Source organism: Undibacterium sp. GrIS 1.8 (assembly GCF_040544445.1).
Taxonomy (GTDB): Bacteria; Pseudomonadota; Gammaproteobacteria; order Burkholderiales; family Burkholderiaceae_D; genus Undibacterium.
The window spans coordinates 21,726-47,064 of the sequence record NZ_JBEONQ010000026.1 but is presented as its reverse complement, the minus strand read 5'-3'; the positions used below and the strand labels follow the sequence as shown (position 1 = coordinate 47,064).

Annotated in this window: 18 protein-coding genes; 11 read left to right on the top strand and 7 right to left on the bottom strand. The window is 47.9% G+C overall.

Annotated features, from left to right (window positions below; all coding sequences use genetic code 11):
• Positions 1–3 precede the first annotated feature (3 nt).
• Positions 4–972 carry a cupin-like domain-containing protein gene (locus AAKU64_RS13470; RefSeq protein ID WP_354333114.1) on the bottom strand — a complete coding sequence of 323 codons (969 nt, stop codon included), beginning with the start codon at positions 970–972 and terminating at the stop codon, positions 4–6.
• A gap of 912 nt (positions 973–1,884) precedes the next feature.
• On the opposite strand from AAKU64_RS13470, the gene AAKU64_RS13465 reads away from it, so the two are divergent.
• The 10 genes from AAKU64_RS13465 (at position 1,885) to AAKU64_RS13420 (ending at position 14,901) form a co-directional block, all read left to right on the top strand.
• Entirely contained in the window at positions 1,885–4,626 is a 2,742-nt protein-coding gene (locus tag AAKU64_RS13465; protein WP_354333112.1) for a TonB-dependent receptor, read from the top strand.
• 327 nt (positions 4,627–4,953) lie between these two features.
• Positions 4,954–5,928: a glucosamine kinase nucleotide-binding domain-containing protein gene (locus AAKU64_RS13460; protein WP_354333110.1), complete on the top strand. Its 975-nt coding sequence runs from the start codon at positions 4,954–4,956 to the stop codon at positions 5,926–5,928.
• 73 nt (positions 5,929–6,001) lie between these two features.
• Positions 6,002–6,736: a GntR family transcriptional regulator gene (locus tag AAKU64_RS13455; protein ID WP_322119549.1), complete on the top strand. Its 735-nt coding sequence runs from the start codon at positions 6,002–6,004 to the stop codon at positions 6,734–6,736.
• The gene (nagA, locus tag AAKU64_RS13450) at positions 6,733–7,845 is read left to right on the top strand and encodes an N-acetylglucosamine-6-phosphate deacetylase (protein WP_354333108.1); all 1,113 of its coding nucleotides are present in this window, start codon (positions 6,733–6,735) and stop codon (positions 7,843–7,845) included. Before AAKU64_RS13455 ends, nagA begins: the two co-directional genes overlap by 4 nt.
• Entirely contained in the window at positions 7,838–8,848 is a 1,011-nt protein-coding gene (locus AAKU64_RS13445; protein ID WP_354333161.1) for an SIS domain-containing protein, read from the top strand. Before nagA ends, AAKU64_RS13445 begins: the two co-directional genes overlap by 8 nt.
• 287 nt (positions 8,849–9,135) lie before the next feature.
• Positions 9,136–10,380, top strand: coding sequence for an ABC transporter substrate-binding protein (locus tag AAKU64_RS13440; RefSeq protein ID WP_354333106.1), 1,245 nt, complete (start codon positions 9,136–9,138; stop codon positions 10,378–10,380).
• Positions 10,381–10,382: 2 nt separating this feature from the next.
• Entirely contained in the window at positions 10,383–11,252 is an 870-nt protein-coding gene (locus AAKU64_RS13435; protein ID WP_354333104.1) for a carbohydrate ABC transporter permease, read from the top strand.
• A complete protein-coding gene (locus tag AAKU64_RS13430; protein ID WP_354362242.1) occupies positions 11,252–12,079 on the top strand; it encodes a carbohydrate ABC transporter permease in 828 nt (275 codons plus the stop codon). Before AAKU64_RS13435 ends, AAKU64_RS13430 begins: the two co-directional genes overlap by 1 nt.
• The gene (locus tag AAKU64_RS13425) at positions 12,076–13,590 is read left to right on the top strand and encodes a glycoside hydrolase family 3 protein (protein ID WP_354333101.1); all 1,515 of its coding nucleotides are present in this window, start codon (positions 12,076–12,078) and stop codon (positions 13,588–13,590) included. Before AAKU64_RS13430 ends, AAKU64_RS13425 begins: the two co-directional genes overlap by 4 nt.
• A 183-nt stretch (positions 13,591–13,773) precedes the next feature.
• Positions 13,774–14,901 (top strand): ABC transporter ATP-binding protein, encoded by a 1,128-nt coding sequence (locus AAKU64_RS13420; RefSeq protein WP_354362241.1) that lies wholly within the window; start codon positions 13,774–13,776, stop codon positions 14,899–14,901.
• A gap of 130 nt (positions 14,902–15,031) precedes the next feature.
• On the opposite strand, the gene AAKU64_RS13415 is transcribed toward AAKU64_RS13420, so the two are convergent.
• The 3 genes from AAKU64_RS13415 to AAKU64_RS13405 form a co-directional block, all read right to left on the bottom strand.
• Complete coding sequence (locus AAKU64_RS13415) at positions 15,032–16,312, bottom strand: MFS transporter (RefSeq protein WP_354333097.1); 1,281 nt, start codon at positions 16,310–16,312, stop codon at positions 15,032–15,034.
• Between the two features lie 534 nt (positions 16,313–16,846).
• Positions 16,847–17,716 carry a DMT family transporter gene (locus AAKU64_RS13410; protein WP_322119542.1) on the bottom strand — a complete coding sequence of 290 codons (870 nt, stop codon included), beginning with the start codon at positions 17,714–17,716 and terminating at the stop codon, positions 16,847–16,849.
• Positions 17,717–17,975: 259 nt separating this feature from the next.
• A complete protein-coding gene (locus AAKU64_RS13405) occupies positions 17,976–18,173 on the bottom strand; it encodes a hypothetical protein (protein WP_354333095.1) in 198 nt (65 codons plus the stop codon).
• On the opposite strand from AAKU64_RS13405, the gene AAKU64_RS13400 reads away from it, so the two are divergent.
• Positions 18,172–19,857: a sensor domain-containing diguanylate cyclase gene (locus AAKU64_RS13400; RefSeq protein WP_354362240.1), complete on the top strand. Its 1,686-nt coding sequence runs from the start codon at positions 18,172–18,174 to the stop codon at positions 19,855–19,857. The two genes, AAKU64_RS13405 and AAKU64_RS13400, sit on opposite strands and share 2 nt — an antisense overlap.
• A 200-nt stretch (positions 19,858–20,057) precedes the next feature.
• Here AAKU64_RS13400 and AAKU64_RS13395 read toward each other — a convergent pair whose 3' ends face one another.
• The 3 genes from AAKU64_RS13395 to AAKU64_RS13385 form a co-directional block, all read right to left on the bottom strand.
• Positions 20,058–21,845, bottom strand: a complete 1,788-nt coding sequence (locus AAKU64_RS13395; protein ID WP_354333092.1) for a glycoside hydrolase family 15 protein — start codon at positions 21,843–21,845, stop codon at positions 20,058–20,060.
• A gap of 371 nt (positions 21,846–22,216) precedes the next feature.
• Entirely contained in the window at positions 22,217–23,020 is an 804-nt protein-coding gene (gene otsB, locus AAKU64_RS13390; protein WP_354333091.1) for a trehalose-phosphatase, read from the bottom strand.
• Positions 23,021–23,028: 8 nt separating this feature from the next.
• Entirely contained in the window at positions 23,029–25,296 is a 2,268-nt protein-coding gene (locus AAKU64_RS13385; protein ID WP_354362239.1) for an alpha,alpha-trehalose-phosphate synthase (UDP-forming), read from the bottom strand.
• Positions 25,297–25,339: the final 43 nt, after the last annotated feature.

Genomic DNA, 25,339 nt, shown 5'->3' with positions numbered 1-25,339 from the left:
AAATCATTCAGTTCTGCCATCCATAACGCCGCGTCTATGTGACGGAATATGCGCCGCAGGATCGTCTTTGGAAAATACATAATGTTGAAACAAGGCACCCCAGGCGGCTCTTTGATCTGGCGGTAGTTGTTTTAAATTCGTCAGACAATGCACCAGACATTCAAAGGGCGTACTTGGCGTTTGTTCAGTGCGGATCGGGCCACCCCACCAATAGTTGATCAAGACATTGAGCTTGCTCAGCGACTCCACATGATGCCACCACAAAGTTGGGATATAGATTGCATCACCAGGCTCCAGTTCTGCAACGAAAGCATGTTCCAGTGCTTGTTTGAACCGGGGGAATTGCTGAAAATCCGGCTGTTTGAACGACACCAGACTAATCGGTGAGTTGGTTGGTGCAAAGTCTAAAGGGCCAATATACAAGTTGGCCACCTGATCTGGTGGGAAGATCGTAAAGCGTCGCTTACCACTGACAACACAGGCAATATTGTAGGAAGTGTCAATATGAGCAGGTGTCGTCACCTTGTTACCAAGCCAGATTCGGGGAGCGATTTGCTCACTCATGAATGGCAAAACATTGTCCACCAAAAAGCCGGGCAGACATTCAGCGATCAATGCACTTTGTATCGCTACGGAAGGTGCCTGATCAAACTGGCTGTAGCGCATTATTTGATCTAACACCGCCGAGATTGATAATTTATTCCGTAAAAAATTAAAACCATCCAACGCCTCATTATAAAAAATACGGCCGTCCTCTTGGGGCGGTGTCAGTATTACATCGACGGCCGTACCGTTATCCAGATTTTTTAAATAACGATAAGTAGCCTCTACCGACGCTTGCTGTGCTGAGGGCCAATGTTTAACAAATCCGCGTAAGACGCAGGGCTGGCGCGTACCAATCACATCGCGCAAAAAAGTCGTTTCATCCAGTTGATGAAATTCTCTCAGTGGCTTCAATTCAAGGTTTGACATGAGTTGTATTCTTTAAAAGTAGCGATGTACTTTGATTTGGCTTCTCAAATTCATACTGGCGAAGCGGGTGGTGGTGGTGGTCGGGTTGCTACCTTGTTTTGATTCAAAAAATCACGAATGAGACTGAGTGTACTTCATCGTTAGATAAGACATTAATACCAATTATATATCCAGTCCTGAATATTATTTTATGCCTCATTCGCTAATTTGATTGCGATGGGTTTGATTTCCTTTATTGATTGCTCAAAAAAATAGATGGTTCCTGTCTATGACAATGGACAAATTTTGTATCGATTTTTAAGCCTGGTGTTCAAGCGAAAACGCCCAAGAAAAGCCCCCGTCAGAAAAAATTTCTCTGCAATATCGTTTATCTGATAAATGATTAAGCTTATTTGTTTGTTGTAAAAACTAATCAGTCCACTTTTATAAAAAACATATTTGAATTAAATAATTATTGATTTAAATCAATGGCTTGTAATGTTTGTTTAATTCTTCTTATTAGTACCAATATGAGTATCGGTAATACCACGTAGATACCGCTTGACAGCCACTTTTACGCTAACTACAGTGAGCCCACTGCTTCCTATTTCAGGCGAAAATCAAAGTATCAGTCGCCCCAAAGATAAAAAGCATGAGAGTGATCTTGCTAGAGATTTTTTATCTTACTCAATCAGATTCAGTTTTTATTTAACCACGGTCTGCGCATTTGAAACGCCATGGCCTGATTGAGTAAGTAAAGACCTTGTGTCGTTTTATAGAGTTAGTTTTAAATTGTGGCATTTAAGTGGTTTTGTATGTTTGACTTGGTAAGTTGCAGTATCGCGGGTGGTATCGAAACGCTCTTCTGTATAGAAAAAAATATCTCGCAGCAGGGCATCAAATTGTTTTGATTGATAAATCTTGGGGGAGTAAATGAAAAGTAATCTGACACTTAAGTTAGCACCTAAATCAACGCCTAAACTGACGCCAATCGCGTCCGGTGTTGCAGTGCTAATCATGACAGTCGCAATGTCAGCACAAGCGCAGCAAGCCGATCCGGCAGCACAAGAAGTGGTGGTTACGGGTATTCGCGCTGCTGCACAACAGTCTTTAAATCAAAAACGTAATGCGGATTCACATCTGGATGTGATCACTGCCGAAGATATCGGCAAAATGCCAGATAAAAACGTCGCTGACTCATTGCAGCGTTTGCCTGGTGTTACAACAAGTTCTGCTAGTGGTAACGAAGGTGGCTTTGATGAAAACGATCGCGTCAGTATGCGCGGCACCAACCCAAGTTTGACTCAGACCTTAATCAACGGCCACAACATGGCGGCAGGTGACTGGTTTGTCCTGAACCAAAGTGGTCCTGGTGTCGGACGTAGTGTCAGCTATACCTTGTTGCCATCTGAGTTGGTTAGCCGTGTTGAAGTCCATAAGTCATCTGAGGCCAGTTTAGTTGAGGGGGGTGTTGCTGGCTCCGTCGATATCATTACCCGTAAGCCGCTGGATTTTAAAAAGCAATTTACTGCTGAAGCGACTATCGGTGCGGTGTATGCCGATCTGCCTAAGAAGACCGATCCACAAATCAGCGCGTTGCTGAACTGGAAGAATGATGCCAATACGTTTGGTGTCATGATCCAAGCCTTCTCTGAAAAGCGTAGCCTGCGCCGTGATGGCCAAGAGATTTTGGGTTACGAAAAAATTGCACCTAACAGCAAAGTTGCCCTGTCTAATCCTGATTTGGCTGGAGTGTATTACCCAGGATTAATGGGTTCTGCATTATTTGAACAAGTACGTAAGCGTCAGGGTGGTTTGATTGATTTGCAATTCAAACCAAGCAATGATTTTACGATCGATGTTAATGCCTTCAGTTCGACGATGGATGCTGCTAACTATAATCGTAACTATATGATGTGGGGCACCCACTTCATCAATGGCGGTGCAGGACAAGCGCCTGATCCTGGTTATGTTGTGAGCACGACCAACGGCGTAAAAACTCTGACCAATGCTAACTTCACTGGTGTCGCTGGTACGCAATACGGCATCTACGATCAGATTTCCCGTCCTGATGCTGGTTCTGATACTAATTTTGTCAGCGTTGAAGCAAGCTGGCGTGTCAATTCGTCCTTCAAGTTAAATGGTCAGTTGGGAACTTCCAGCGGTACAGGAAAAACCTTGACACAAGACGTGGCTGAGTGGGATACCGGCAAAGGTAGTGGTGCTTCCTGGGGCTTGAACGGCATTGGCAGCGCCGCCAACTGGAATCTGGGTACGACTAATAATTCCAGCAATGCCAATACTGGTTTGGATTGGATTTTCGGCGATCAGCAAGTCAGCGTTAAAGATAAAGAAACTTGGGCTAAGCTAGACGGTGAGTATGCGATTAATCAAGGTGTATTTACCAACCTGAAATTCGGTGTACGTGCTACTGAACATAAGCGCAACAATGATTTTGTGAATAATCAACGTCCGGTTTTGGATGGCTCTGCATTCAACAATTTACCTGCTGGCGGAACAGTTTCATATCCAGGTAATTTTGGTAGTGGTCTTGGTGGTAGTTTTCCAACAAACGTCTGGTCCTATACCGCTGGTCAGTTAGCGGCTTATGACGCGCAATACGCCTTGCGTCCGACCGATGGCTCTCGTGAAAATTGGGCATCTGAGTTCGCGCTTAAAGAAAACACCAGTGCCGCGTATATCCAAAGCAATCTGGAAGGTCAAGGCTGGAGCGGTAACTTTGGTATCCGTTTTGTACAAACTAAAGAAAGCGTGACCTTACCATTTGCTGCCACTGCTACGACGCCTGGTGCGATCACAACATCCCTGTTTGGTCCATTCATCCGTCAGCAATTCGATAATACCTATAACGATATTTTACCAAGTGGGAATTTACGTCTTGATGTCACCAAAGATCTGGTTGCCCGTTTTGCTGTATCGAAGACGATGACTCGCCCAGACTACGGCGCACTGGCAAGTGCGATCAGCCTGAGTCCGCCAGCAGTTGCCGGTGGTGTAGGTAGCGGTAGTGGCGCTAATCCTGATCTGAAACCGATTCGCTCGAATAACTTTGACGCGTCCTTAGAATGGTATTTTGCACCGCGTTCTTTGTTATCCGCAGGGTTGTTCTATATGGATTTGACTAGCTATGTCGGGATAGGACAAGTCTCTAAGAGCTATATGACGTACAGCGCTCAGACACCACAAGGTGCGATGGTGCCGTATATTTTATCAGTTCCAACCAATACCAGCGCCAAGGTGAAAGGTATCGAGTTAGCGTATGAGCAGCCAGTCGGTAAGAACTTTGGTTTCTCCACTAACTACACTTATGCTGATGCCAAAGATGCTGATTCAAAAGACGTCGTGGGTGCCTCCAAAAATACTTACAATCTGAGTGGTTACTACGAAGATGATAAGTTTAATGCGCGTCTGTCCTATAGTTATCGGTCTAGTTTCTACAGTGGCTTAGATCGTCAGACTGCATTCTCGCAGGCGGCAACTGGAGCAGTGTCAGCATCCTTTGGTTATAAGATTAATGAGAATTTTGGTATCACTTTAGATGCACAAAATCTGAATAATCCAACGCTAAAATATTATGCCTTAAATGAAGATCAGCCACGTTCTGTGTACCAAAGTGGTCGTCAGTTCTACCTGACTTTGCACGCAAAAATGTAATATGAGTGACTGAGATGTTTGATATCGATGCTAATGTTGGTGCTGATTTCAAACCCCTCAAATTATCGGTGACGGGGCATATGCTCCGTCACCTTTTTCTTAGCGAAAGTAATCTGGTCGAAGCTGTCATCCGATCACTTGATTGAGATAGATATGATCAATATCGGTGCCATTAGTGACCCCATCGTTCTGCACAATAAAAGAAATAATGATTCGCTAGTACAAAAGATTTTTAAATACCACTTAAATACCTATTGACAACCACTATATAAAAGCTCTAGGATGTCTTATTGCACTGCAAAAAGCAGAATTAACAGTAAGAACTTAGTGAAAACCAATAAAAATTCTATGGGCGAGAAAGTGATTGATCAATACCAATACCTGATAGGCGTCGATGGCGGCGGCACCGGAACCCGAGTGCGTCTGGTGCAGGTTGGCGGTACTGAAGTCGGTCAGGGCAGTGCGGGACCATCTGGTTTGATGCATGGTATTGAGTCAGCCTGGCAATCGATTCTTGCTGCTACCAGAAAAGCGTTTTTTGATGCAGGGTTGGCGATGCCACCCTTACGAGAAATTGCCGCAGGTTGTGGCTTGGCGGGTATTCATAACAAGCAATGGGCAACAGAATTCTATGTAAAAAATCCGGGCTTTGGTTCCTTGGCGATCGGAACTGATGCCGAGACAACTTTGTTAGGCGCACATCAAGGCGCGGCTGGTGCGATTATTGCATTAGGCACAGGCAGTGCAGGCGAGGTGATGTTAGTGGATGGCATCCGTCGTGAAGTTGGAGGGTGGGGGTTTCCATCCAGCGATGAAGCCAGCGGCGCTTGGTTGGGTTTAAGAGCCATCAATCATATTCAGCATGTACTGGATGGACGCAGTCCAGAGGATGCGTTTTCTGCAGCATTGTTGCAAGCGTGTGCGGGCCCTGATGCTCTTACTGAAGCTGAAAATGAGACTGAACATAAAGCGAACAGAAGTAACACTGAGAGTCGTGATCTCATATTCAACTGGTTAGCCAAGGCAAATCAAACAAACTATGCCCAACTGGCACCGGTCGTGATTGCGCATGCACCCACGACGACCAGTGCTGGTAGCATTATGCTGGCTGCGGGTAGCGAAGTCGCTAAAATGGCGTCCGCATTAGATCCGTCGGGATTGTTGCCGATTGCTTTGTGCGGTGGCTTGGCAGAACCGATGCTGCCTTACTTGCCTTTAGATTTATTGCCTCGCATCGTAAAGCCAAAATCGGACTCAGCAGCGGGTGCATTGATTTTGATTCAACGTCAGATCAATTTTTAATACAGAACATGCAGTAAAAATTTAATCGCAAATTCATGAGTAATTTGTAAAAACGCTTCACTAGGAAAAAACTATGCAAGCGCAATTAAGTGATTTCAAACCAGATAGCGAAAGCTCTACGCCCTTGTATCTGCAACTGGCGAACAAATTAGCAACAGGCATCCATAGCGGCATCTGGCAGCCAGACGAGGCATTGCCATCAGAGCGCTTATTGTCCGAGGTATTAGAGATTTCTCGCGTCACTGCGCGCAAAGCCATTGATATGTTGTGCGAGCGTGGGCTGCTCACCCGCAAGCATGGCTCTGGCACGTATATCACCCCAAAATTAGAGCAACCTTTATCCCGTCTGACTAACTTTAGTGAAGAGCTGCGCCAACGTGGTTTTGCACCAGGTTCGCAATGGATTTCACGCGAAACCGGTATCGCCGCACCGGAAGAGATTTTGTCATTAGGTTTGTCGCCCAACACTGTGGTATCGCGGCTAAAGCGCTTGCGCACTGCTGATAATGTAGTGATGGCGATAGAGAGCACGACCATACCGGCGATCTATTTACCCAATCCTAAATTAGTCACCGACAGTTTGTATGGTTATCTGGAGTCGCATAACGTCACGCCGACCCGCGCCTTGCAACATATCCGTGCTGTCAACGCGACGGCCGAGCAAGCCAAGCTGGCAGGCATTAAACAAGGTGCGGCAATGCTCTACATTACCCGCGTTGGTTACTTGCCGACCGGTGCTGCGGTAGAACTGACGCACTCGTTTTGTCGCAGTGATTATTATGATTTTGTTGCGGAGCTGTTCAGATGAGTGGAACTTTGCAAGGCAATGTCCTGACTTCTTCCGGTTGGGTTAGCGGCTCTATCGATTTTGCAGAACGCGTGACGGCAATCCTTGGTGCGACCATTGATCCAGCACAAAATCAGCAAGTATATATTTTGCCCGGCTTTGTCGATCTGCATGTGCATGGCGCTGGCGGTAAAGACACGATGGAAGCAGGTGATGCTGCCGAGGTCATTGCACGCATGCACGCACAGCACGGCACGACCAGTTTGCTGGCAACTACCATGACCGCGCCCATGGCTGATCTGGAGGCAGCTCTGCACGCTTTAAAGCCAGTATGCGAAACCAGAACCAAAGGCGCAGCACGCGTACTTGGCGTCCATCTGGAAGGCCCGTATATCAATCCGGGCAAGCTCGGTGCTCAACCAGATTTTGCAAGGATTGCCTCGCTGGAACAGGTTAAGCATTTACACGATATTGCACCGATCAAACTGATCACAGTTGCACCAGAAATGGAAGGTCATTTACAACTGGTACGTGAGCTGACCGATATGGGTATGGTGGTGCAGCTCGGTCATACACTGGGCACGTATGAAGAGGGTGTCGCCGCTTTAGAAAATGGTGCCAAGGGTTTTACGCACTTGTATAACGCGATGTCGCGCCTTGATCATCGCGCGCCTGGCATGGTCGGCGCAGCACTCGCGCATGCACAATTTTCTGAAATTATTCCCGATCTGATGCATGTTCATCCCGGTGCGATCAAGGCGGCAATGCGGGCGATTCCGCATCTGTATTGTGTGACCGATTCTACCGCTGCGTCTGGTATGCCAGATGGTCAGTACATGCTCGGCCGTCAGGTGGTACATAAATGTCTGGGCGGTGTGCGGCTAGAAGACGGCACGCTAGCAGGTAGCACCTTGACGATGGATCAAGCCTTGCGCAATCTGGTCAGCATCGGTCTCGATATTGCGGACGCGTCTAAGCGTGTTTCCACTTATGCCGCCGATTATCTCGGCTTATCTGATCGTGGTCGTTTGCAAGTGGATAGTTATGCCGACATCGTCGTGCTTGACCGCAAGCTCAACCTGATTGCTGTGTATGTAGAAGGAGAAAAGATTGACCTCGCAAATGCTTAAGGAAGCCTGCTCGTCCGCCGAGTTTGTGGCGCATCAACTGACGCAGGACAAAGGCCGTTATATCGCGCTGGGAAAACATCTCAGAGATCATCCGCCGTCATCGGTATTGACGGTGGCACGTGGTAGTTCTGACCATGCCGCTAATTACGCAGCCTACCTGATCATGTCGCGCCTGGGTCGCATCGTTGCCTCTTTGCCGATGTCATTAGTGACATTGAATAAGTCACCGTTGCATGCCCGCGATGCGCTGGCGATTGCAATCTCGCAGTCGGGACAAAGCCCGGATGTAATTGAGCCGATTCGTTATTTTCGTGAGGGCGGCGCCTCCACGGTGGCATTAGTCAACGATGCGACATCGCCATTAGCGCAGAGCGCCGAATGGACTTTGCCTTTGCATGCAGGGCCAGAATTGAGTGTCGCAGCAACCAAGAGTTTTATTACCTCACTGGTTGCCGGTGCGCGTGTTGCAGGCAATTGGCAAAACGATGCGGAATTTTTGAGCGCGATTGAGTCTCTGCCAGAAGCCTTAGAGGCGGCTACCCGTTGCGACTGGTCTAATGCTTTAGACGTGTTAACCCCAGCGTCGCGCATCATGACCGTCGGGCGCGGTATCAGCTTCCCAGTCGCATTAGAATCGGCGCTTAAGTTTAAAGAAACCTCAGTCATACAGGCAGAAGCATTTAGTGGTGCAGAGATCAAACATGGCCCGATGGCCTTGATTGATGATGGCTATCCTCTGCTGATTTTTGCAACCCGCGGTCCTACCCAAGCAGGCTTAATTGCGCTGGCAGAAGAGATGCGTGGCCGTGGCGCTAATGTGTTGCTGGCAGCACCAATCGACGTAAAAGAACGTAACCTGACATTGCCTACCGCAGCCACACCAGACCTTGATCCCATCGTGGCGATTCAGGCGTTTTATGTCATGGCAGCGCACTTGTCGATCGCCCGCGGATTAGATCCTGACAAGCCACGGCATTTAAGTAAAGTGACCAAGACGAATTGAAATCGCACGAGGAAAAACACTAGTGCGCATTTGGTAACGAAAGAGCATAGCGCTTTTTTTAAAACTGTTTATAAATATACTCCTAGTTAGTATATTTACATTGTCCATAGAAAACCTGGACAATCAGCGATATTTTACAAAAAAAATAGGGGAGTATTTCTTTGTCAGGCAGAATGTGGCGTTTAGTGATGGGGCAGCGAGCTAGCAAAATCCTTGCAAGGCTAGCGGTATCCATGCGGCGCGCCATATTCCTATTCTCGTTCGCGGTAACGGTCTCTGTGCTTGCTATGACTAGCGTAAACGCTACAGAAAAAATCGAATTCTGGACCATGAGCTTAAAGCCGAAGTTCATTCCGTATTTTCAAACGCTGGTTAAAACGTATGAAGCGCAACATCCCGGTGTCAAGGTCGAGTGGGTAGATTTCCCCTGGGATATTTTGCAACTGAAACTCATCACCTCGATTGCAGCAGGCACACCGCCTTCACTAGTCAATCTCAGCGTGCCGTGGGCAGAAGAATTTGCGCGTGATGGTTTTATCGAACCGGTTGACGGTCTGATGAAGAACAAAACGGTCTACACCAAAGGCGCGCTCGATGATCTGACCTTTCGCGGCAAGCTCTACGGTTTTCCACATTACAGCAACGTCAATGTGATTGCCTACAACCGTAAAATTCTGAGTGCTGCTGGGATCACGCAAGCACCGAAAAATATGGACGAGCTGCTCGCCTATGCACGCCAGATTGCAGCCAAAACTGGTAAGGCTGGCTATGCGCCTGCGCTAGGCAAGATCGATGGTTTTTTAATGCAGCAAGGTCTGCCGCTGATCAAAGATGGCAAGGCTGTTTTTAATTCGCCCGCCCATATCGCCTTGATCAAAAAGCTCGCTGACACCTATAAGGTGAACGGTTTTTTGAAGGATAAATTGTTTGCCGAAGACAATTTCCCCGCCGTGGTGGATGCTTATCTGGGCGGTCGCTTAGGCATGATGGTCAGCGCGCCAACTGCCTTAAAACGTATTCAGGCCGACTCTGCCGAAATCTATGCGAATACCGCGATTTTCCCTGCGCCTGTTGGTCCTACGGGTATTGCCGACGGTGGTTGGATGTTTAACTTTGCTGTACCAAAAGGCGTCAATCCCCGATCGCTTCCCGCGATTGCTGAGTTTGCCCAATTTCTGACGAACGACGAGAATCAATTAGCCTTTGCTAAGATTGCCAAAGTCATGCCGACCACAGTCAAAGCACTTGCTAATCCTTACTTTGCACAGATGCCGGATCATGCGGGCGCAGCAGAAGTTGCGCAGACCGTTGCTGCTGGTTCTATGCAGTATTCACGCAGTTTGTATGTGGATGGCATTACTGATTACGATGAGTTGCGGCGGTTTCTGGTGCAGGCAGTAGAGGCGGGAATGACGGGCAAAAAAGAGATCAAGCTGGCACTTGATGAGGCAGTGGCGATCTGGAATAAAAAGCTGGCTGCTGACGTTAATGCACAAATCCATGCCGGGATGATGGCGAAGGAGGATCACTGATTATGTCCGCCTTTCGACGACATAATGTGATTGCCTATGTATTCCTCGCACCGGCTTTATTGTTGCTCGCGTTGTTCTCGTTCTGGCCAGTGTTATATGGCTCCTATCTGAGCTTTACCGATTTCAGTTTAGTCCGCGCTACGCATTGGGTGGGTTGGGATAATTATCGCTATATTTTTGGAAATGCGATGTTTGTCAACGGTCTTAAAAATTCCCTGCTATTTTTATTGATCGTCCCGTTTATTCAGGTCGGTGCGATCTTACTGGCGTCGCTGGTCAATACCCAATTGCCAGCGATACGCTGGTTCCGTGCGGCTTATTATGTGCCGGTGGTGACCACGGTTGCGGTAGTCGGGATTATGTGGGGATTTATGTTCCATGATCAGGGCGCCTTGAATTATGCACTCCTGAAACTGCATGCCATTAATCAACCACTGGGCTGGTTATCGGATGATAGTCTGGCGATTTTCTCGATTATGTTTGTCTCGCTCTGGCGCGGACTGGGCTGGTATATGGTGATGTATCTGGCGGCGCTGCAATCCATCCCGGCCGAGATGCAAGAAGCCGCCATGTTAGACGGTGCAAATCTATGGCAACGGTTTTGGAAGATCACCGTACCTATGCTATTTCCAACCATCATGGTCTGTACCATCATGTCCGTTTTAGCTGCGCTGAAGGCATATCAGGAGGTCGATGTTCTGACTCAGGGCGGCCCGATGAATTCAACTTTCACCGCGCTCTACTATGCCTACGATCAGGGTTTAAAACATCTGAAATTGCCACGCGGTCTTGCCGCCAGTTTTGTGATGTCATTATCTTGTATTGCCATTGCACTGGCTTGTCTGCGCTATCTGAAGCCGAGGCACAGGTGATGTCCTATTCCGTTGAGCGTCTGTTTAAAATTGTTGTGCAATATACGGTGCTAATCGCATTGGCGGTGTTATGCGTATTCCCGTTCTGGTGGACGCTGGTAGTGGCGGTATCGACTGAGGGCAATATTTTTGAATTCCCGCCCAGCTTTATGCCACAAGCGGTATCAATCGACAATTTTATTGAAGTATTCCGCGTCATCCCGATGATCGCGTTTTATAAAAATTCCTTGCTGATTACCGTAGCAACCGTATGCTGGAAACTACTACTGTGCTCGCTGGCAGCCTATCCTTTGTCACGCATGCGCTTCAGCGGTAGCAAGCTGGTGTTTGGGCTGATATTGGCAACCATGATTTTGCCGTCAGAAGTGAATTTTTTGGTGAACTTTATCACTCTGACCAAGATAGGCTTGGTCAATACTTATACCGGTGTGATCTTGCCGAATGTGGTGACCGCGGTATCGATACTGCTGTTGAAACAAGCCTTCGATGAAGTACCACAAGACCTGATTGATGCCGCACGGGTTGATGGTGCACCGGAGTGGATTATTTTCTGGAAAATCGTGTTGCCATTGATCTCGCCATGGTTAGCAACGGTCGGTATTTTGACTGCGGTGGAAGCCTGGAATGACTATATCTGGCCTTCTATCGTAATTAGTAAGCCCGATGATTTTCCTTTGTCGGCAGGTGTGCTGTATCTGCGTGGTACTTACGGCAGCAGTACACGGGTGATTGCTGCGGGCACTATTTTGACGATCGCGCCGATACTCGTCGCCTTTTTATTTACCCAGCGCTTTTTTATGCGCGGCATGGATGGAGCAGTGAAATGACAAACATAATGACAAACGCAGCGGCAAAAAAAATCGCAGGTCAATTGATCATGATACGCATGCCCGGTACCTCGCTTGATGCAGAGATGGCGCAATTTTTACGTGACAATCATATCCGCGCAGTTTGCCTGTTTCGCCAAAATATGGTGGATGCGCAGCAGCTGTCTAAGTTCACGTCGGATTTACGAGACGTCATGGGGCCGGATGCCTTGATCGGCATTGATCAAGAGGGCGGAGCGGTCGTGCGAGCGACCTGGGTGCCGCAGCCGCCCGCTGCGATGTCTTTGGGAGCTAGCGATGACCCAGCGCTATGTCGCGCGGTAGGTGCGGCGGTTGCGCGTGGCGTGAAGTCTCTCGGTTTTAACTGGAATTTCGCTCCGGTGCTCGACCTCAATAATAACGTTGATAATCCCGTCATCTCTGAACGCTCATTTGGCTCTGATCCGCAGAAGGCTAGTCGTTTAGCAATGGCATGGATGGAAGGCAGTTTGTCCGAGGGCGTCGCGTGCTGCGTTAAACATTTCCCCGGGCATGGTGACACCAATGTCGATTCGCACCGTGATTTGCCGACGGTCGATAAGTCTCGTGCAGAACTGGATGCACTGGAGTTTGCACCTTTTCGTGTGGCTAAAGACGCCGCGCCAGCCATGATGACGGCACACATTGTTTACCCTGCATTAGATGCCGATTATCCCGCCACGATGTCGAAAAAAATCCTGACTGGCATTTTGCGAGATGAATGGAATTATCAGGGCGTCGTTATCACCGATGGCATGGACATGCACGCAATTGCCGGTCGCTATGGCGCGGGCAAAGCCGCCGTCCTTGCTTTGGATGCGGGGGCTGATCTGGTGATGGCATTAGGCACCAGAGAAACTCAGATCGAGACACTGGCAGCCTTGACCGACGCCATACAAAGCGAGCAGATCGACGCAGCTGGGTTGCAGCAACGGCTGGCGCGCATCACCAAACTGACGCAACAGTATCCATGTCAGCAAACGGGGTTTCAAATCGCCTATCAAACCGAAGCACACGATTTGCAATTAATGGCAGAGGGATGGAAGCGTGGATTGACGCCTTACCACAGCCCCAAAGCTCCTTCACCCGGCAATAAAGTCCGTTTAGTGATCAGCGCTAATGTGGTCAGCGACGGCGTCTCGGAAGCGGGTATCCGCTCCGAAAAAGTCAGCGCGATGCTGAGTGAAATTTATGATGTTGAAACCGTAGAATTTGATCGGGCGAACGAATTTGACTGGAGCGCATTGCCCGATGATGGTCGCTTTACGATACTCGCCTCCACAATCCGTTTGCGTTACAGCGAAAAAATTCGCCGGGAATGGAAGCCGGATTTACATCTGGTGTTATGGAACCCGTTTCAATCGTTGGACATCCAATCGCCTGCGCTGATTACCTATGGTTTTGCTACGCCAGCGATAGCCGCTGTTGCGGCTTGGTTACGTGGAGATATTGTTGCTGAAGGTAAGTTGCCTGTAGCTGGTTTTGATGTTTGAGAAATTTGGTGGCGGGAGTGGTGCGCATGGCGCACTCTACTTATCTCATCAGAGCTTCTAGAGACTCTTTAGGCTTTTGATGTATTTGTTGGTTGGAGGTATTTCGGACGCCGCGGGGTCGTCACTCCCGGCCTGTCGCTACGAAGTATAAAAATATTAGTTCGAGAGAATACCAGAACAAAAATGGCTCAAGTTCAACTACGCAATATCACCAAACACTACGGCGACACCAAAGTCATCCAAGGTATCAATCTCGATATCAACAACGGTGAATTCATTGTTTTTGTCGGGCCCTCAGGCTGTGGTAAATCAACTTTGCTACGTATGATCGCTGGATTAGAAGACATCACCGATGGCGAGCTATTCATCGATGGAGAAATGGCCAACGATATCCCGCCAGCCAAGCGCGGTCTTGCGATGGTGTTCCAGTCCTATGCTCTGTATCCGCATATGACTGTCTATGAAAATATGGCATTCAGCTTGAAAATGGCGGGGCAAAAAAAGCAGCAAGTTGACGATGCCGTGCAGCAGGCCGCTCAGATATTGCAAATTACACATCTGCTACAACGTAAGCCAAAAGATCTGTCTGGCGGTCAACGCCAGCGGGTCGCGATTGGTCGCGCGATTGTGCGTCAGCCCAAGCTATTTTTATTTGATGAGCCACTTTCCAACCTCGATGCCAGTCTGCGCGTGCAGATGCGGATTGAGTTGAGTCGGCTGCATCAGGATTTAAAAACGACAATGATTTATGTGACCCATGATCAGGTGGAGGCAATGACCTTGGGTCAACGTATTGTTGTATTCAATGCTGGAAAAATAGAGCAGCTTGGTACGCCTTTGGAGTTATACGAACGTCCTGCCAATCTGTTCGTTGCAGGATTTTTAGGCGCGCCGAAAATGAATTTTCTGAATGCAGAAGTGACCGCACTCAATGGCACGGATGCACAGTTAAGGTTAAAAGATGGAACTAGCTTGACCTTGCCTGTGATTGCATCACAAGTCGCTATCGGTGATGTTGTTACGTTGGGCGTGCGTGCAGAGCAACTAGCTTTACCGCATACAATAAGTGGCTCAACGGAAGCGCCCGTATTACAGATTTCCATCGATTTCATTGAACATCTTGGTGACGCCTCTGTAATTTACGGACACCTTGCAAATGCTAAAAACGATCAGCAAAGCCTCTCTATTAAATTGAGTGCGGATCTGTGCGCGACCTCGCCCGCGTTAAAGGCAGGTAGCCAGATCGATGTGGTGATGCCTTTATCCCGTTGCCATTTGTTTGATGCCACAGGGCAGGCTTGTCGTACTTAAACATGGTCAAGCTGAGGTGATTTGTGTAGCAGGCTCGGCAGAAGTAAAAAAAGCGCATTCTGTTTTTTCAGAGTGCGCTTTAGTTTAGTTGATGCTTGCTAGTTTTTAGTTATGCTTTGCGATGGCATAATCAGACTATTACAGGTACTTTCTGTTCGGCCTCGAATTTTAAAAATCGCGATAAGATCAAGACCGGTACCGCAGAAATCAGCGCCCAGACAAAGAAATTTTTGTACCCTAAGGCGAGCTGGATATCGCCACTGATCATTTTAAAAATGATGAAGCCCAATTGCATGACACCTGATCCCAATGCGTAATGTGCGGTCTGATATTTACCAACCGCCACCACCTGCATGATGAATAAAATAATGCCGACAAAACCAAAGCCATAACCAAACATTTCTATGCACAGTGCAGCAGTAATGATGCCTAGATTGCCAGGCAAATTGCTGCTCAGGAAAACAAATACCAAAATAGGCAGGTTCATCGCAATAATGAGATAAGGTAATGCGCGCTTTAGTCCCAGCCATGAGGTGAAGTAACCACCGAGCACGCTACCTGTTAAAAATGCGATGGTTCCCGCTGTGCCATATACGATACCGACTTCATCGGTAGTCAAACCTAAGCCGCCAAGCTCCTTTGCTTCACGCAAAAATAGCGGTCCTATGGTTTGTACCTGGCCTTCTCCGGCACGGAACAAAATGATGAAAATGATGGCGATCCAGATGCCTGGCTTTTGAAAAAAATCAATGATGACGTCTTTCAAAATCCAGAATGCACCTTTGAGTGAGGTTTCCATCGGCGCATTTTTTGTCCCTGGTAAGGCCCACAAATTGTAGAGCGCAAGCACGATCAGCATCACGCTGAGAATCCCAAAGATGATCATCCATGCATGGGCTGGGTCCATATGTTTTTCGAGATAGCCGGCCAAATAAACTAAGCCGCCTAAAGAAAAAAATCGGGCAGCGTTAAAAAATGCGCCTTGCCATCCTGCATAGGCGGCCTGCTGTTTATTGCTTAGACTCGCCATATACAAACCGTCACAGGCAATATCGTGAGTCGCAGAGGCAAACGCCACTACCGCGAGCAAGGCAATACTGATTGCGAAATACATGGGTAGTTGCAGCGACAGTGCGACCAGACCTAAGCTTGCGCCACCGATGATCTGAAAAATAACCACGACGGATTTTTTACTACTGGCCAATTCCAGAAATGGACTCCATAAGGATTTGAAGACCCAGGCAGCGCCGATCAGTCCAGTCCATCGCGCGATCTGGTCGTTTGGCATCCCCATACTTTTGTACATCAGACCCGCGACCAATGCGACGGCATAAAATGGCAAGCCTTGCGCAAAATACAGCGTAGGAATCCAGCGCATAGGATGTCGGTGAGTGGTCTGTTCAGTGCTCATCTTGATGATCTCTCAGGGTTTTCGGCTAGATTATTGTTCTGCTCGCTGCGGTTCGGTTCGGCATGTAGGCAGTGGAAGAATGCTATCCATCTGTCTCAGCGGACAACATACAAGGCGAGAAATCTCAGGTCAACTGGTTTTGTTTAAATAATGCCACTTTAACTCCACTGAGATGCTTGATTTAAAAAAATCAGATAAATTCTTTTAATCAATCATAAAAAGTTCTCAATGACGATTAACTCCCCATTTGCGGATAAGGTGATTTGTGGTGTTAATGACGCAAAATCGCCAGATTGGCGAATTGGTATGGTGGTTATTTGATGGGTGCGCTTGATCTGGCTTAATCTGAATTTGATGCTGAAGTTGCTTGCGCAGAGTTTTGTTCTGACCTCGGTGTAATTTCTTAAGTTGAATATACTCCCCATTTTTTATTTTAAAAATGGCGTATTGTCCAGTATTCTTATGGACACTTAAAATATACGTAGTGGGAGTATATTAATTCTATGTGTCTTATGTGGTGTTCTTTGTCTTTAGTCAACGCCCGGGTTTAACCACCAAAGCCACGCCCAGCAACGCGATTGCCATGCCCACAGCGGCGGTGACGGTAAAACGCTCACCAAACATCAGCCACGCCATGACCGCAGTGACTGCAGGAACCAGATACATATAACTGGTGACTTTAGTCGCCTCTCCATTGCGTATCAGGATAAACAGTACCGAGATACCGACGCCGGACAAGACAAAAATAGACCATGCCATTGCGCCAAAGAATTCTGGTGTCCAGAGTATCGTCTGGGTTTCCAGCATCAATGCAAACGGCAGCGTTAAGATCAGCGATGCCAAAAACTGGATTACCTGACCGGTGCGTACATCAAAGGAGGGGCAGGTTTTCTTTTGATACAAGGTGCCGATGGTCATCGATAACAGTGCCATGACTGCCAGCGCAATGCTGGCTGCGGATAAATGCACGACAGAGATTTTGTTCGCTACGACCAGACCGACACCGATGATCCCGAAGCCCAGACCTATCCATTGTCTGCCTTGCGTTTTTTCTCCAATTGCTGGCCCCAATACGGCGGTCAAGATGGGCTGAGTGTTGACGATCAAGGCTGCCAGACCGGCGGGCATGCCAAGTTTGACTGCGCACCAGACTCCGCCAAGATAACCCGCTTGCATCAATACGCCTGCTACCGCGATATGCGGCCAGGCTGATCTGGCAGGCCAGGGCGCCCGCATGGTCACTGCCAACACTCCCATAAACAGGATGACACCTAAATACCGTAAGCATAAGAAAGTTAGCGGTTCGGCGTAAGGCAGACCGTATTTAGCGACTACGTAGCCAGAGGCCCAGATAAAAATAAAAATGGCGGGGAGGAAGCGGAGTCGTGAAGATGAATTGATCATACGTGGGGTGGGCTAACAAAGCGCTCTGTAGCAAATTGCCTTAAATAAAGTGACCGCCATAATCTCACAGGAGTGCGCTGATTTTATTTTTTCTATGCATGAAATGAATAGGTTTAATTCTGCACGACACGATGTTTAGACGAAATTATTTCATCGCATTTGATGTGATGCGGCTAAGGCAAAAACGGGCTTAACATTTATTTGCATTATTGTCTTGCCTATTTAACCAAAGTGGGGGAGAAGGCGTACAATAATTACATCAATTTTTCGGCATGCCGTGATTTTCATCAGGCTTGATTCTATGTCTCGCACCTGTATTTGCACCTGCATTCAAGCTTATATTCAAGCTTATATTCAAGCTTACATCAGCACTGATTTTTTGCAGTGTCGACAGCGGTGCTTTGGTCTGACTGATGATGCACGCGGAACCCTTGAAAAACTTGATGGCAGCTCTCATGAATCTCTTACCCAATAGTTTTAAAAGTCGCCTGGTCGGTTTGTTTGGCGGTCTAGCATTGCTAATCGGCGTCCCTGTTTATTACCATGTCAACCACGTGTTTTCTGAGCGATTGATTATCGAACGTGGGAATGCAGTCAGGGATCTGGCAGTTGCGGTATCTGCAGTGCTGACTGCCAATCTGCAAGAGCGGCAAAGAGAGATTGAGTTAATGGCAGGCAGTCCGGTCTTCCGTCGATTGCCATTGTCTAGCAGCGATACAAAAGATGCCGTCAATCGTTTGCGGCGTTCTTACCCTTACTACAGCTGGCTTGGTGTCGCAGACACTGTTGGCATAGTCCAATCTGCCGCTGCTGGTTTGCTAGAAGGTAACAGCGTCGCAGAGCGCCCTTGGTTTAAGCGTGGCAAAGAAGGGGCTTACGTCGGCGATCTGCATGAGGCAAAATTATTGGCCAAGCTTTTACCGCAGAGCGAGGGTCAAGGGCCAGTGCGGTTTATCGATTTTGCAGCGCCCGTATTCGATGATAACGGTGTACTGCGCGGGGTACTAGCTGCGCATGCCCATTGGCGTTGGGCGGGTGATGTAATTCGTGTCTTGGAACCCAAAAATGCCCGCATGAATAAACAAGAAATCTTTATCGTGAACGCAGATCAGGAAATCATTTATCCAGACCGGCCTGAATTGCATGCGCAAAAAATCCCACCATCGGTACTATCTGGAAAAGAATTTGTGCTGGATAACTGGGGTGGTAACACAGCGTATCTGAGTAGCTCCATCCTCGTCGCAGAAGTGATTGCGACACGCCCACTCAACTGGCGCATCGTAGTCAGGCAACCAGCAGCGACAGCGCTAGCGCCAGTGACTGAATTGCGGCGCACTTTATTATTATTTGGGATCGTCGCAGCGATTCTTTTTATCAGCAGTATTTATTGGGTCGCTTCCAAAGTTAGCAGTCCGCTGGAGCGGCTGGCAATCACTGCCAGACTAATTGAGCGCGGTGATGAAAACGCCGTATTGGAATCGAACGCGGGTTCCAACGAACTTCGCGATCTGGTTGACGCATTAAGTGGTATGACGGATCAGCTTTTGTATCGCAAGAGAGCCTTACTAGAGGCAAATTTGTCGCTTGAACGCAAAGTCACCGAGCGCACTGCAGAGTTGGCTGCCGCCAATCAGGCTTTGCATCATATGGCACGACGTGACTTGCTGACCGGACTCGCAAATCGTTTGTCTATCAATGAAACCTTATTCTCTGAGTTTGCCCGTATGCAGCGCACAGGTGTGCCTTATGCCGTATTGATGATGGACATTGATCATTTAAAAAATATCAATGAGCGTTTTGGAGGCGGGGTTGGAGATAAAGTATTAATTGAGGTCTCGGCTATCATCAGGCATACCGTGCGCTCCACCGATGTGGTTGGCCGTTTGGGCGGCGAGCGATTTTTCGCTTTATTGCCTGCGGTCGATTTGCCTGCCGCAGTCGCCATGGCACAAAAAATTGTCAATGCTGTCAATCAAACTACATTGCCGATCGTTGAGCAAGTCACCGTCAGTATTGGTGTCGCAATCGCCTTGACTGAGCATGATAATGACAGCGTCGCCTTATCGGAAGCAGATCAGCATTTGAATGCCGCTAAGCGACGGGGATACAATCAAGTTGCCTACGAATTGCACGATACATGATTAGGCATGATTCCCATGCTCATGATTTGAGCACTCGTGTATGTTCACGGATATTCACGTACATTCACGCATCTTCTCGTATAGATTAGATTTTTTGCTGTTCGGCCAAAGCTGATAATGCAATTACTCGCGCGTACAAAATGGCGACATAGGAATATGTTTGTCGCCTTCGTCATGATGACATGATGAGCGCTATTTTTTTAATAGGCTTCATCCCAAGGCATACTTAAGCGCGAGGCGCACTGGATCAGGCCAACCATACTGTAAGTTTGTGGGAAGTTACCCCAAAGCTCGCCCGTTTCTGGCGCAACATCTTCTGCCAGCAGACCAAGCGGATTACGATGTGTCAGTACTTTCTCAAATAATTCTCTGGCTTGCACTTTTTCACCAATTTGCGCCAGCGCCAAAATCCACCACAGAGTACAAACCAGGAAGGCTGTTTCTGGTTTACCGAAGTCGTCTTCTTCATCATATCGCAGCAAAAAATCACCCCGACGTAATACGGTGCCGATCTTATTTACTGTGCTGATAAAGCGTGGGTCAGTCGCCGGTAAGAATTGAAACTCCGCCATCAGCAATAAGCTGGCATCTAAGTGTTCGCCGCCGAAGGTTGAGACAAAGCTTTGCATTGCCGGATTCCACGCAGCTTCGCAAATATTGTGATGCATTTTGCTCGCATTACTTGACCAGTAATGCGCACGATCGGCTAGCTTGAGTTGGCCTGCAATACTCGCCAAACGATCGCATGCAGCCCAGCACATGATGCTGGAAAATGTGTGTACACGTTTAGAACCACGTAGCTCCCAGATGCCAGCGTCGGGTGTGTTGTAACTGAGGATCGCCTGATCGCCCAGACGTTCCAGATCATCAAATATTTTCCGGTCGGCAGGACGTGCCAGACGCATGTCAAAAAACGCGTGGGTACTCGCCATAATCGCAGCACCAAAGACATCGTTTTGAATTTGGTTATACGCAAGATTACCGACCCGGACTGGCCCCATTCCTCGATAGCCAGCCAATGCCGGTGCGATATTTTCTGTCAGCGTTGCTTCTCTGCGAATGCCATACACTGGTTGCATCGGCGTGTCGCGGGTATCGGCAATGATGTTGAGTATGTAGCCTAAATAGCGCTCCATCGTCGCGGTCGCACCCAACCGGTTTAGGGCGTTGATCACAAAGTAGGCATCTCGTAGCCAGCAGTAACGGTAATCCCAATTACGTCCACTATTTGCTGCTTCCGGTATTGAGGTAGTTACGGCAGCAATGATCGCACCGGTATCGTCAAAGGCATTTAGTTTTAAGGTAATGGCAGCGCGGATGACGACATCTTGCCATTCAAATGGGATGGCAAGATTGCGTACCCAGTTCTGCCAATAATCCAATGTCTGTTCATAAAACGAGCGCCCGACATCATGCGGTGATCCGTTCACCGTTTCGTCGGGTCCCATCATGAGTGTGAGGCTATCTTGCAGGAAGAAGGGGCGCTCGGTCAGGATCGCAGAAATTGATGCATCCGTTGTCAGACGCATCGGTGCTTCGCCACCTAGATAGGAAATATGATGGGTGCCGCTGCGGACTTCGGCACGTTCCTGACCATAATTGATGGTGGGTCTGATACGTAATGCAATCCGTGGACGACCAGATACAACCCGAATAATTCTGACCAGCATAGAAGGTGAGAACAGGCGGCCATGCATGCGAAAGCGTGGCGCAAAATCAATTACTTCAAAACTATTTCCGGCTGGATCGGCAAAAAGGCTGCTTAAGATGGCGGAGTTTCTTTCATATTCTTGTTTGACTAATATCGCATCGCCTAATTGGATATCGATCAGGCCTGAGGCATTTTCAGGATCTTGTTTTTGCAGCAGGGTGCAGCAGATAGGGTCACTATCAAATACCGGAAAACACCACCAGACGATGGACGCTTTTTGGTCAATCAATGCGCTGGTGCGTGAGTTGCCTATTAATCCAAGATTGAGTGTTGACATGCTGAAATTCCTTTACAAAAATCGTTGATCGGGAAAGCTTATTTACTGCTTAAACATTCTGCCGTCTTCCTGAAAATTCGATGGAGAATTAATAAATAAGCTGATCCAATTAGCTAGCAGTTTACCTACTTAAATGCCCATCCTTATTCGTACATAAAAAAGGTTTTATTTAATATACTCCCCATTAATTTAGTGAAATATGCTCTATCGTCCAATAATTATATGGACAATTAAATATACTAATTGGGAGTATATTCAATTAGTGAATCAATCGATCAAGTATTTTGATCGGATTGGTGTCTGCGTTTATGTTTGCCTTTATGTTTGTTTTTATGTTTTTCTTTGCGTCCCAATTTATTCCACTAACTGACTCAGCCGCTCATGGCGCGGGTCACATTTTTCCACTTCGGCATCGCTGCTAAACGGGCGATTAATTCGTCCAGCAATCTGACAATATCCAGACGGTGATTCAGATAAAATTCTGCGGCAGTGTCGTCCGAACGTTCTATCCGCAAGCTTAGCCAGTCTTTTCTGTGCATGTTAAAAACATCTTCATCAGTGATATCGTCACCGACATAAATTGCGGTAGGTGCTTGGCAGGATTCACACAAGCGCTGCAAGGCGATACCTTTGTTCGGCGCGCCTGGCGGCAAGAGATTAAAGACACATTTTCCGGTGCCGATATCTGCTTCGGGAGTGACGCGTGCAAATAAAGCGAGCAAGTGTTTTTCGGCCAGCGTGCGATTCGTGGCAAGTCGATAATGTACTGAGAGCGAGTAAGTTTTATTTTCTATCCAGATCCCCGGGTCTATGCTGGGATGCGCTTGCAATGCCAGGTTTAATCGGGCCTCCCACTCATTGCAAAGTGCTTTGTAATGTTCAGCATCTATCGTCTCACCGGGCAGTCCTTCTATCCCATGATTGCCGATCACATAGTCCGGCACAAATGAGAGCCGGGTACAAATATCCGCAATCGAGCGGCCCGTGATGATCGCAATCGGTGCGTACTCCGATAGGATGGTTAGTCGCCGCAATACAGGAGCCGGCAAACTGGCCTTGTCTGGTTGCGTCACGATAGGCGCTAAGGTGCCATCAAAATCAAACGCGCATAGCATGCCTGGTCTGACGATGTCGTTGAGCCTGTGCATACCTTGATCAAAGAATGAAGTTAACATTATTCCCTTTACTGAACGCGGCGCAATGATGCGCGGCTATGTGAGTGGATTTTAGACATTACCCGTTCGCGCTGACGCAGGCGGGCGGCGTCCAGCAGCATGTGGCCCGCCCAGCGATACACATTAAAATCTTTAACCAGAGCACGCATGCTGCGCATCCGCTCTCTCTGCTCAATTTTTGGCATGCGTAACGCCCGGTAGAGTGCATCTGCGCCTTGCTCAATATGATACGGATTGATGATCAGAGCTTCATGTAGTTCTCTGGCAGCACCGGTAAATTGGCTGAGTATTAAGACGCCTTGTTCATCCGTTCTGGCAGCGACAAACTCCTTGGCGACGAGGTTCATCCCATCATGCAAACTCGTGACCATGCAGACATCGGCAGCCCGGTAATATGTGGTTAGTTCGTCCTGCTCGTGATGCTCCGCTTTAAGGATAATCGGTGTGTAATCAGCACTAGAAAACCGTTGATTAATCTTATCCATCAAGGCTCTTACCCTCGTTTCAAAATTTTGGTATTCCTCCAATGAAGACCGGCTTGGTGCCGCGATTTGTACGAAGGTAAATTTGCCCACGAGGTCCGGATGCATTTCCAGCATTTTTTCTACCGCTGCAAAGCGTTCAACAATACCCTTGGTATAGTCGAGCCGGTCAACGCCGATGCCGAGCAACTGATCGGGTGCTAACGATAGTCGTTTTCTGATTTCAGCACGAGATTCTTCGACCGTCAGAATATCGGCGGTATCGTCTTCTGGCCATGCAATCGAAATCGGATAGTTCTCAACTTGTGTGAGTTCGCCCCGGCATGTGATGGTAGAGGCTTCGGTTTCTATTCGTGTTTCTAAATATCGATCGACGGTTTCCAGAAAATTTTTGCGATGGAAGGGGGTATGAAATCCCAGAATCGTACTGCCCAATAATCCATCAAGGATCTCTTCACGCCAAGGGCAAATGCCGAACGATTCTGAGTTGGGCCAAGGTATATGCCAGAAGGTAATAATGGTCGCCTTAGGAAGAACATCTCGCACCATACGTGGCAATAAGGCGAGGTGATAATCTTGTACCAGCACAACAGGGTCGTCCCTGCTGGCCTCCTGAATGACTGCATCGGCAAAGCGCTGATTGACTGCAACATACTGATCCCAATCAGATGAGCGAAACACCGGTCGCACGTGTGCGATGTGGCATAGCGGCCATAAACCTTCGTTTGAAAAGCCGTAGTAATACCCTTTTTCTTCCTGCTCTGTTAACCAGACTCGCCGCAAGGTGTAGCTAGGGTTTTTGGGCGGCACTTTGACATGATCTTTACTATCAACTGTTTGCCTGTCACCAGATCCGCTACCATGCGCAATCCAGGTACCCGAGCAGGCTCGCATTACCGCCTCTACCGCAGTTACCAGACCACTGGCCGGACGTTTAACGACGATGCCGTTGGGCGTCTCCGTATGGATATATGGTTCTCGGTTAGACACCACTAGCACTTGATCGCCCGCCAAATCAACTTGTAGTAGCGACTTCAGTTTGTCCGGTGTCCATAATTGAGAAGGCGATTCTTGCCCGCGACGTTCCTGGCGATATTCATGTAGTAAGGATTGCAGGTCGCCCATCAAGGGTTGCATTTCTGACGGTGTTTTTTCTTTTTTGCTTGACCCTGTTTTTGGTAGTAATTCACCGCGCAAAATACTTTTTACACTGTTCATCCAACCTAAAAAGCTGATGTGAGCAACCAGTACGGTGATGAATGAAATCACAATCGCTAACAAGACAAAAATAATGATGGCATATTTTTTTGTATCTGCGCTACGCCGCTCAATAAAGCTCATATCGTGTACTAAGATGAGCTTGCCAAGGAGGGTACCGTCTTGCATTAATTCGCGCTCAGAGATGTGTACCGTCCCTTGAGGTAAGCGCAAGAGTGAGCGATTCGGACCTTGCGGCTTTAGTCCATCTCTGCATCCGATAGAGTCTGGATAAGTTCTGGTCTTGTATAGCAATTTGCCATTGTCATCGCAGAAGCCCAGTGCATATAAACGCTCATCGTCAATGGCACGATCAAACAATTGATCGATCCGTTTTTTAGCGCCTGCCGGTACGTATTCGAGTAAAGGATCTTGTAAGGCATTGGCTAATGATTGCGAGCGAATTTCCAGATCACGGACAAACCAACGTACGGTCAAATCATCCATCAATGGAACGACAATATAGGCAAACATCGCCAACACCAACGCCAGCGGAACGACGAAGCGAAAAGATAGTTTTAGTGAACGTAATTTCATCAAATGACCTTTATGTCGATCTTTATGTGGAATTTTCTATGAG

Excerpts from the sequence above, each read along its gene's own strand:
- AAKU64_RS13405 (WP_354333095.1), bottom strand. The coding sequence starts at position 18,173 with ATGAGAGCTGCCATCAAGTTTTTCAAGGGTTCCGCGTGCATCATCAGT.
- AAKU64_RS13445 (WP_354333161.1), top strand. The coding sequence starts at position 7,838 with ATGCTTAAGGAAGCCTGCTCGTCCGCCGAGTTTGTGGCGCATCAACTG.
- AAKU64_RS13420 (WP_354362241.1), top strand. The coding sequence starts at position 13,774 with ATGGCTCAAGTTCAACTACGCAATATCACCAAACACTACGGCGACACC.
- AAKU64_RS13395 (WP_354333092.1), bottom strand. The coding sequence starts at position 21,845 with ATGTCAACACTCAATCTTGGATTAATAGGCAACTCACGCACCAGCGCA.
- AAKU64_RS13425 (WP_354333101.1), top strand. The coding sequence starts at position 12,076 with ATGACAAACATAATGACAAACGCAGCGGCAAAAAAAATCGCAGGTCAA.
- AAKU64_RS13385 (WP_354362239.1), bottom strand. The coding sequence starts at position 25,296 with ATGAAATTACGTTCACTAAAACTATCTTTTCGCTTCGTCGTTCCGCTG.
- AAKU64_RS13430 (WP_354362242.1), top strand. The coding sequence starts at position 11,252 with ATGTCCTATTCCGTTGAGCGTCTGTTTAAAATTGTTGTGCAATATACG.
- AAKU64_RS13455 (WP_322119549.1), top strand. The coding sequence starts at position 6,002 with ATGCAAGCGCAATTAAGTGATTTCAAACCAGATAGCGAAAGCTCTACG.
- AAKU64_RS13440 (WP_354333106.1), top strand. The coding sequence starts at position 9,136 with ATGACTAGCGTAAACGCTACAGAAAAAATCGAATTCTGGACCATGAGC.
- AAKU64_RS13400 (WP_354362240.1), top strand. The coding sequence starts at position 18,172 with ATGAATCTCTTACCCAATAGTTTTAAAAGTCGCCTGGTCGGTTTGTTT.
- nagA (WP_354333108.1), top strand. The coding sequence starts at position 6,733 with ATGAGTGGAACTTTGCAAGGCAATGTCCTGACTTCTTCCGGTTGGGTT.
- otsB (WP_354333091.1), bottom strand. The coding sequence starts at position 23,020 with ATGTTAACTTCATTCTTTGATCAAGGTATGCACAGGCTCAACGACATC.
- AAKU64_RS13470 (WP_354333114.1), bottom strand. The coding sequence starts at position 972 with ATGTCAAACCTTGAATTGAAGCCACTGAGAGAATTTCATCAACTGGAT.
- AAKU64_RS13415 (WP_354333097.1), bottom strand. The coding sequence starts at position 16,312 with ATGAGCACTGAACAGACCACTCACCGACATCCTATGCGCTGGATTCCT.
- AAKU64_RS13435 (WP_354333104.1), top strand. The coding sequence starts at position 10,383 with ATGTCCGCCTTTCGACGACATAATGTGATTGCCTATGTATTCCTCGCA.
- AAKU64_RS13465 (WP_354333112.1), top strand. The coding sequence starts at position 1,885 with ATGAAAAGTAATCTGACACTTAAGTTAGCACCTAAATCAACGCCTAAA.
- AAKU64_RS13410 (WP_322119542.1), bottom strand. The coding sequence starts at position 17,716 with ATGATCAATTCATCTTCACGACTCCGCTTCCTCCCCGCCATTTTTATT.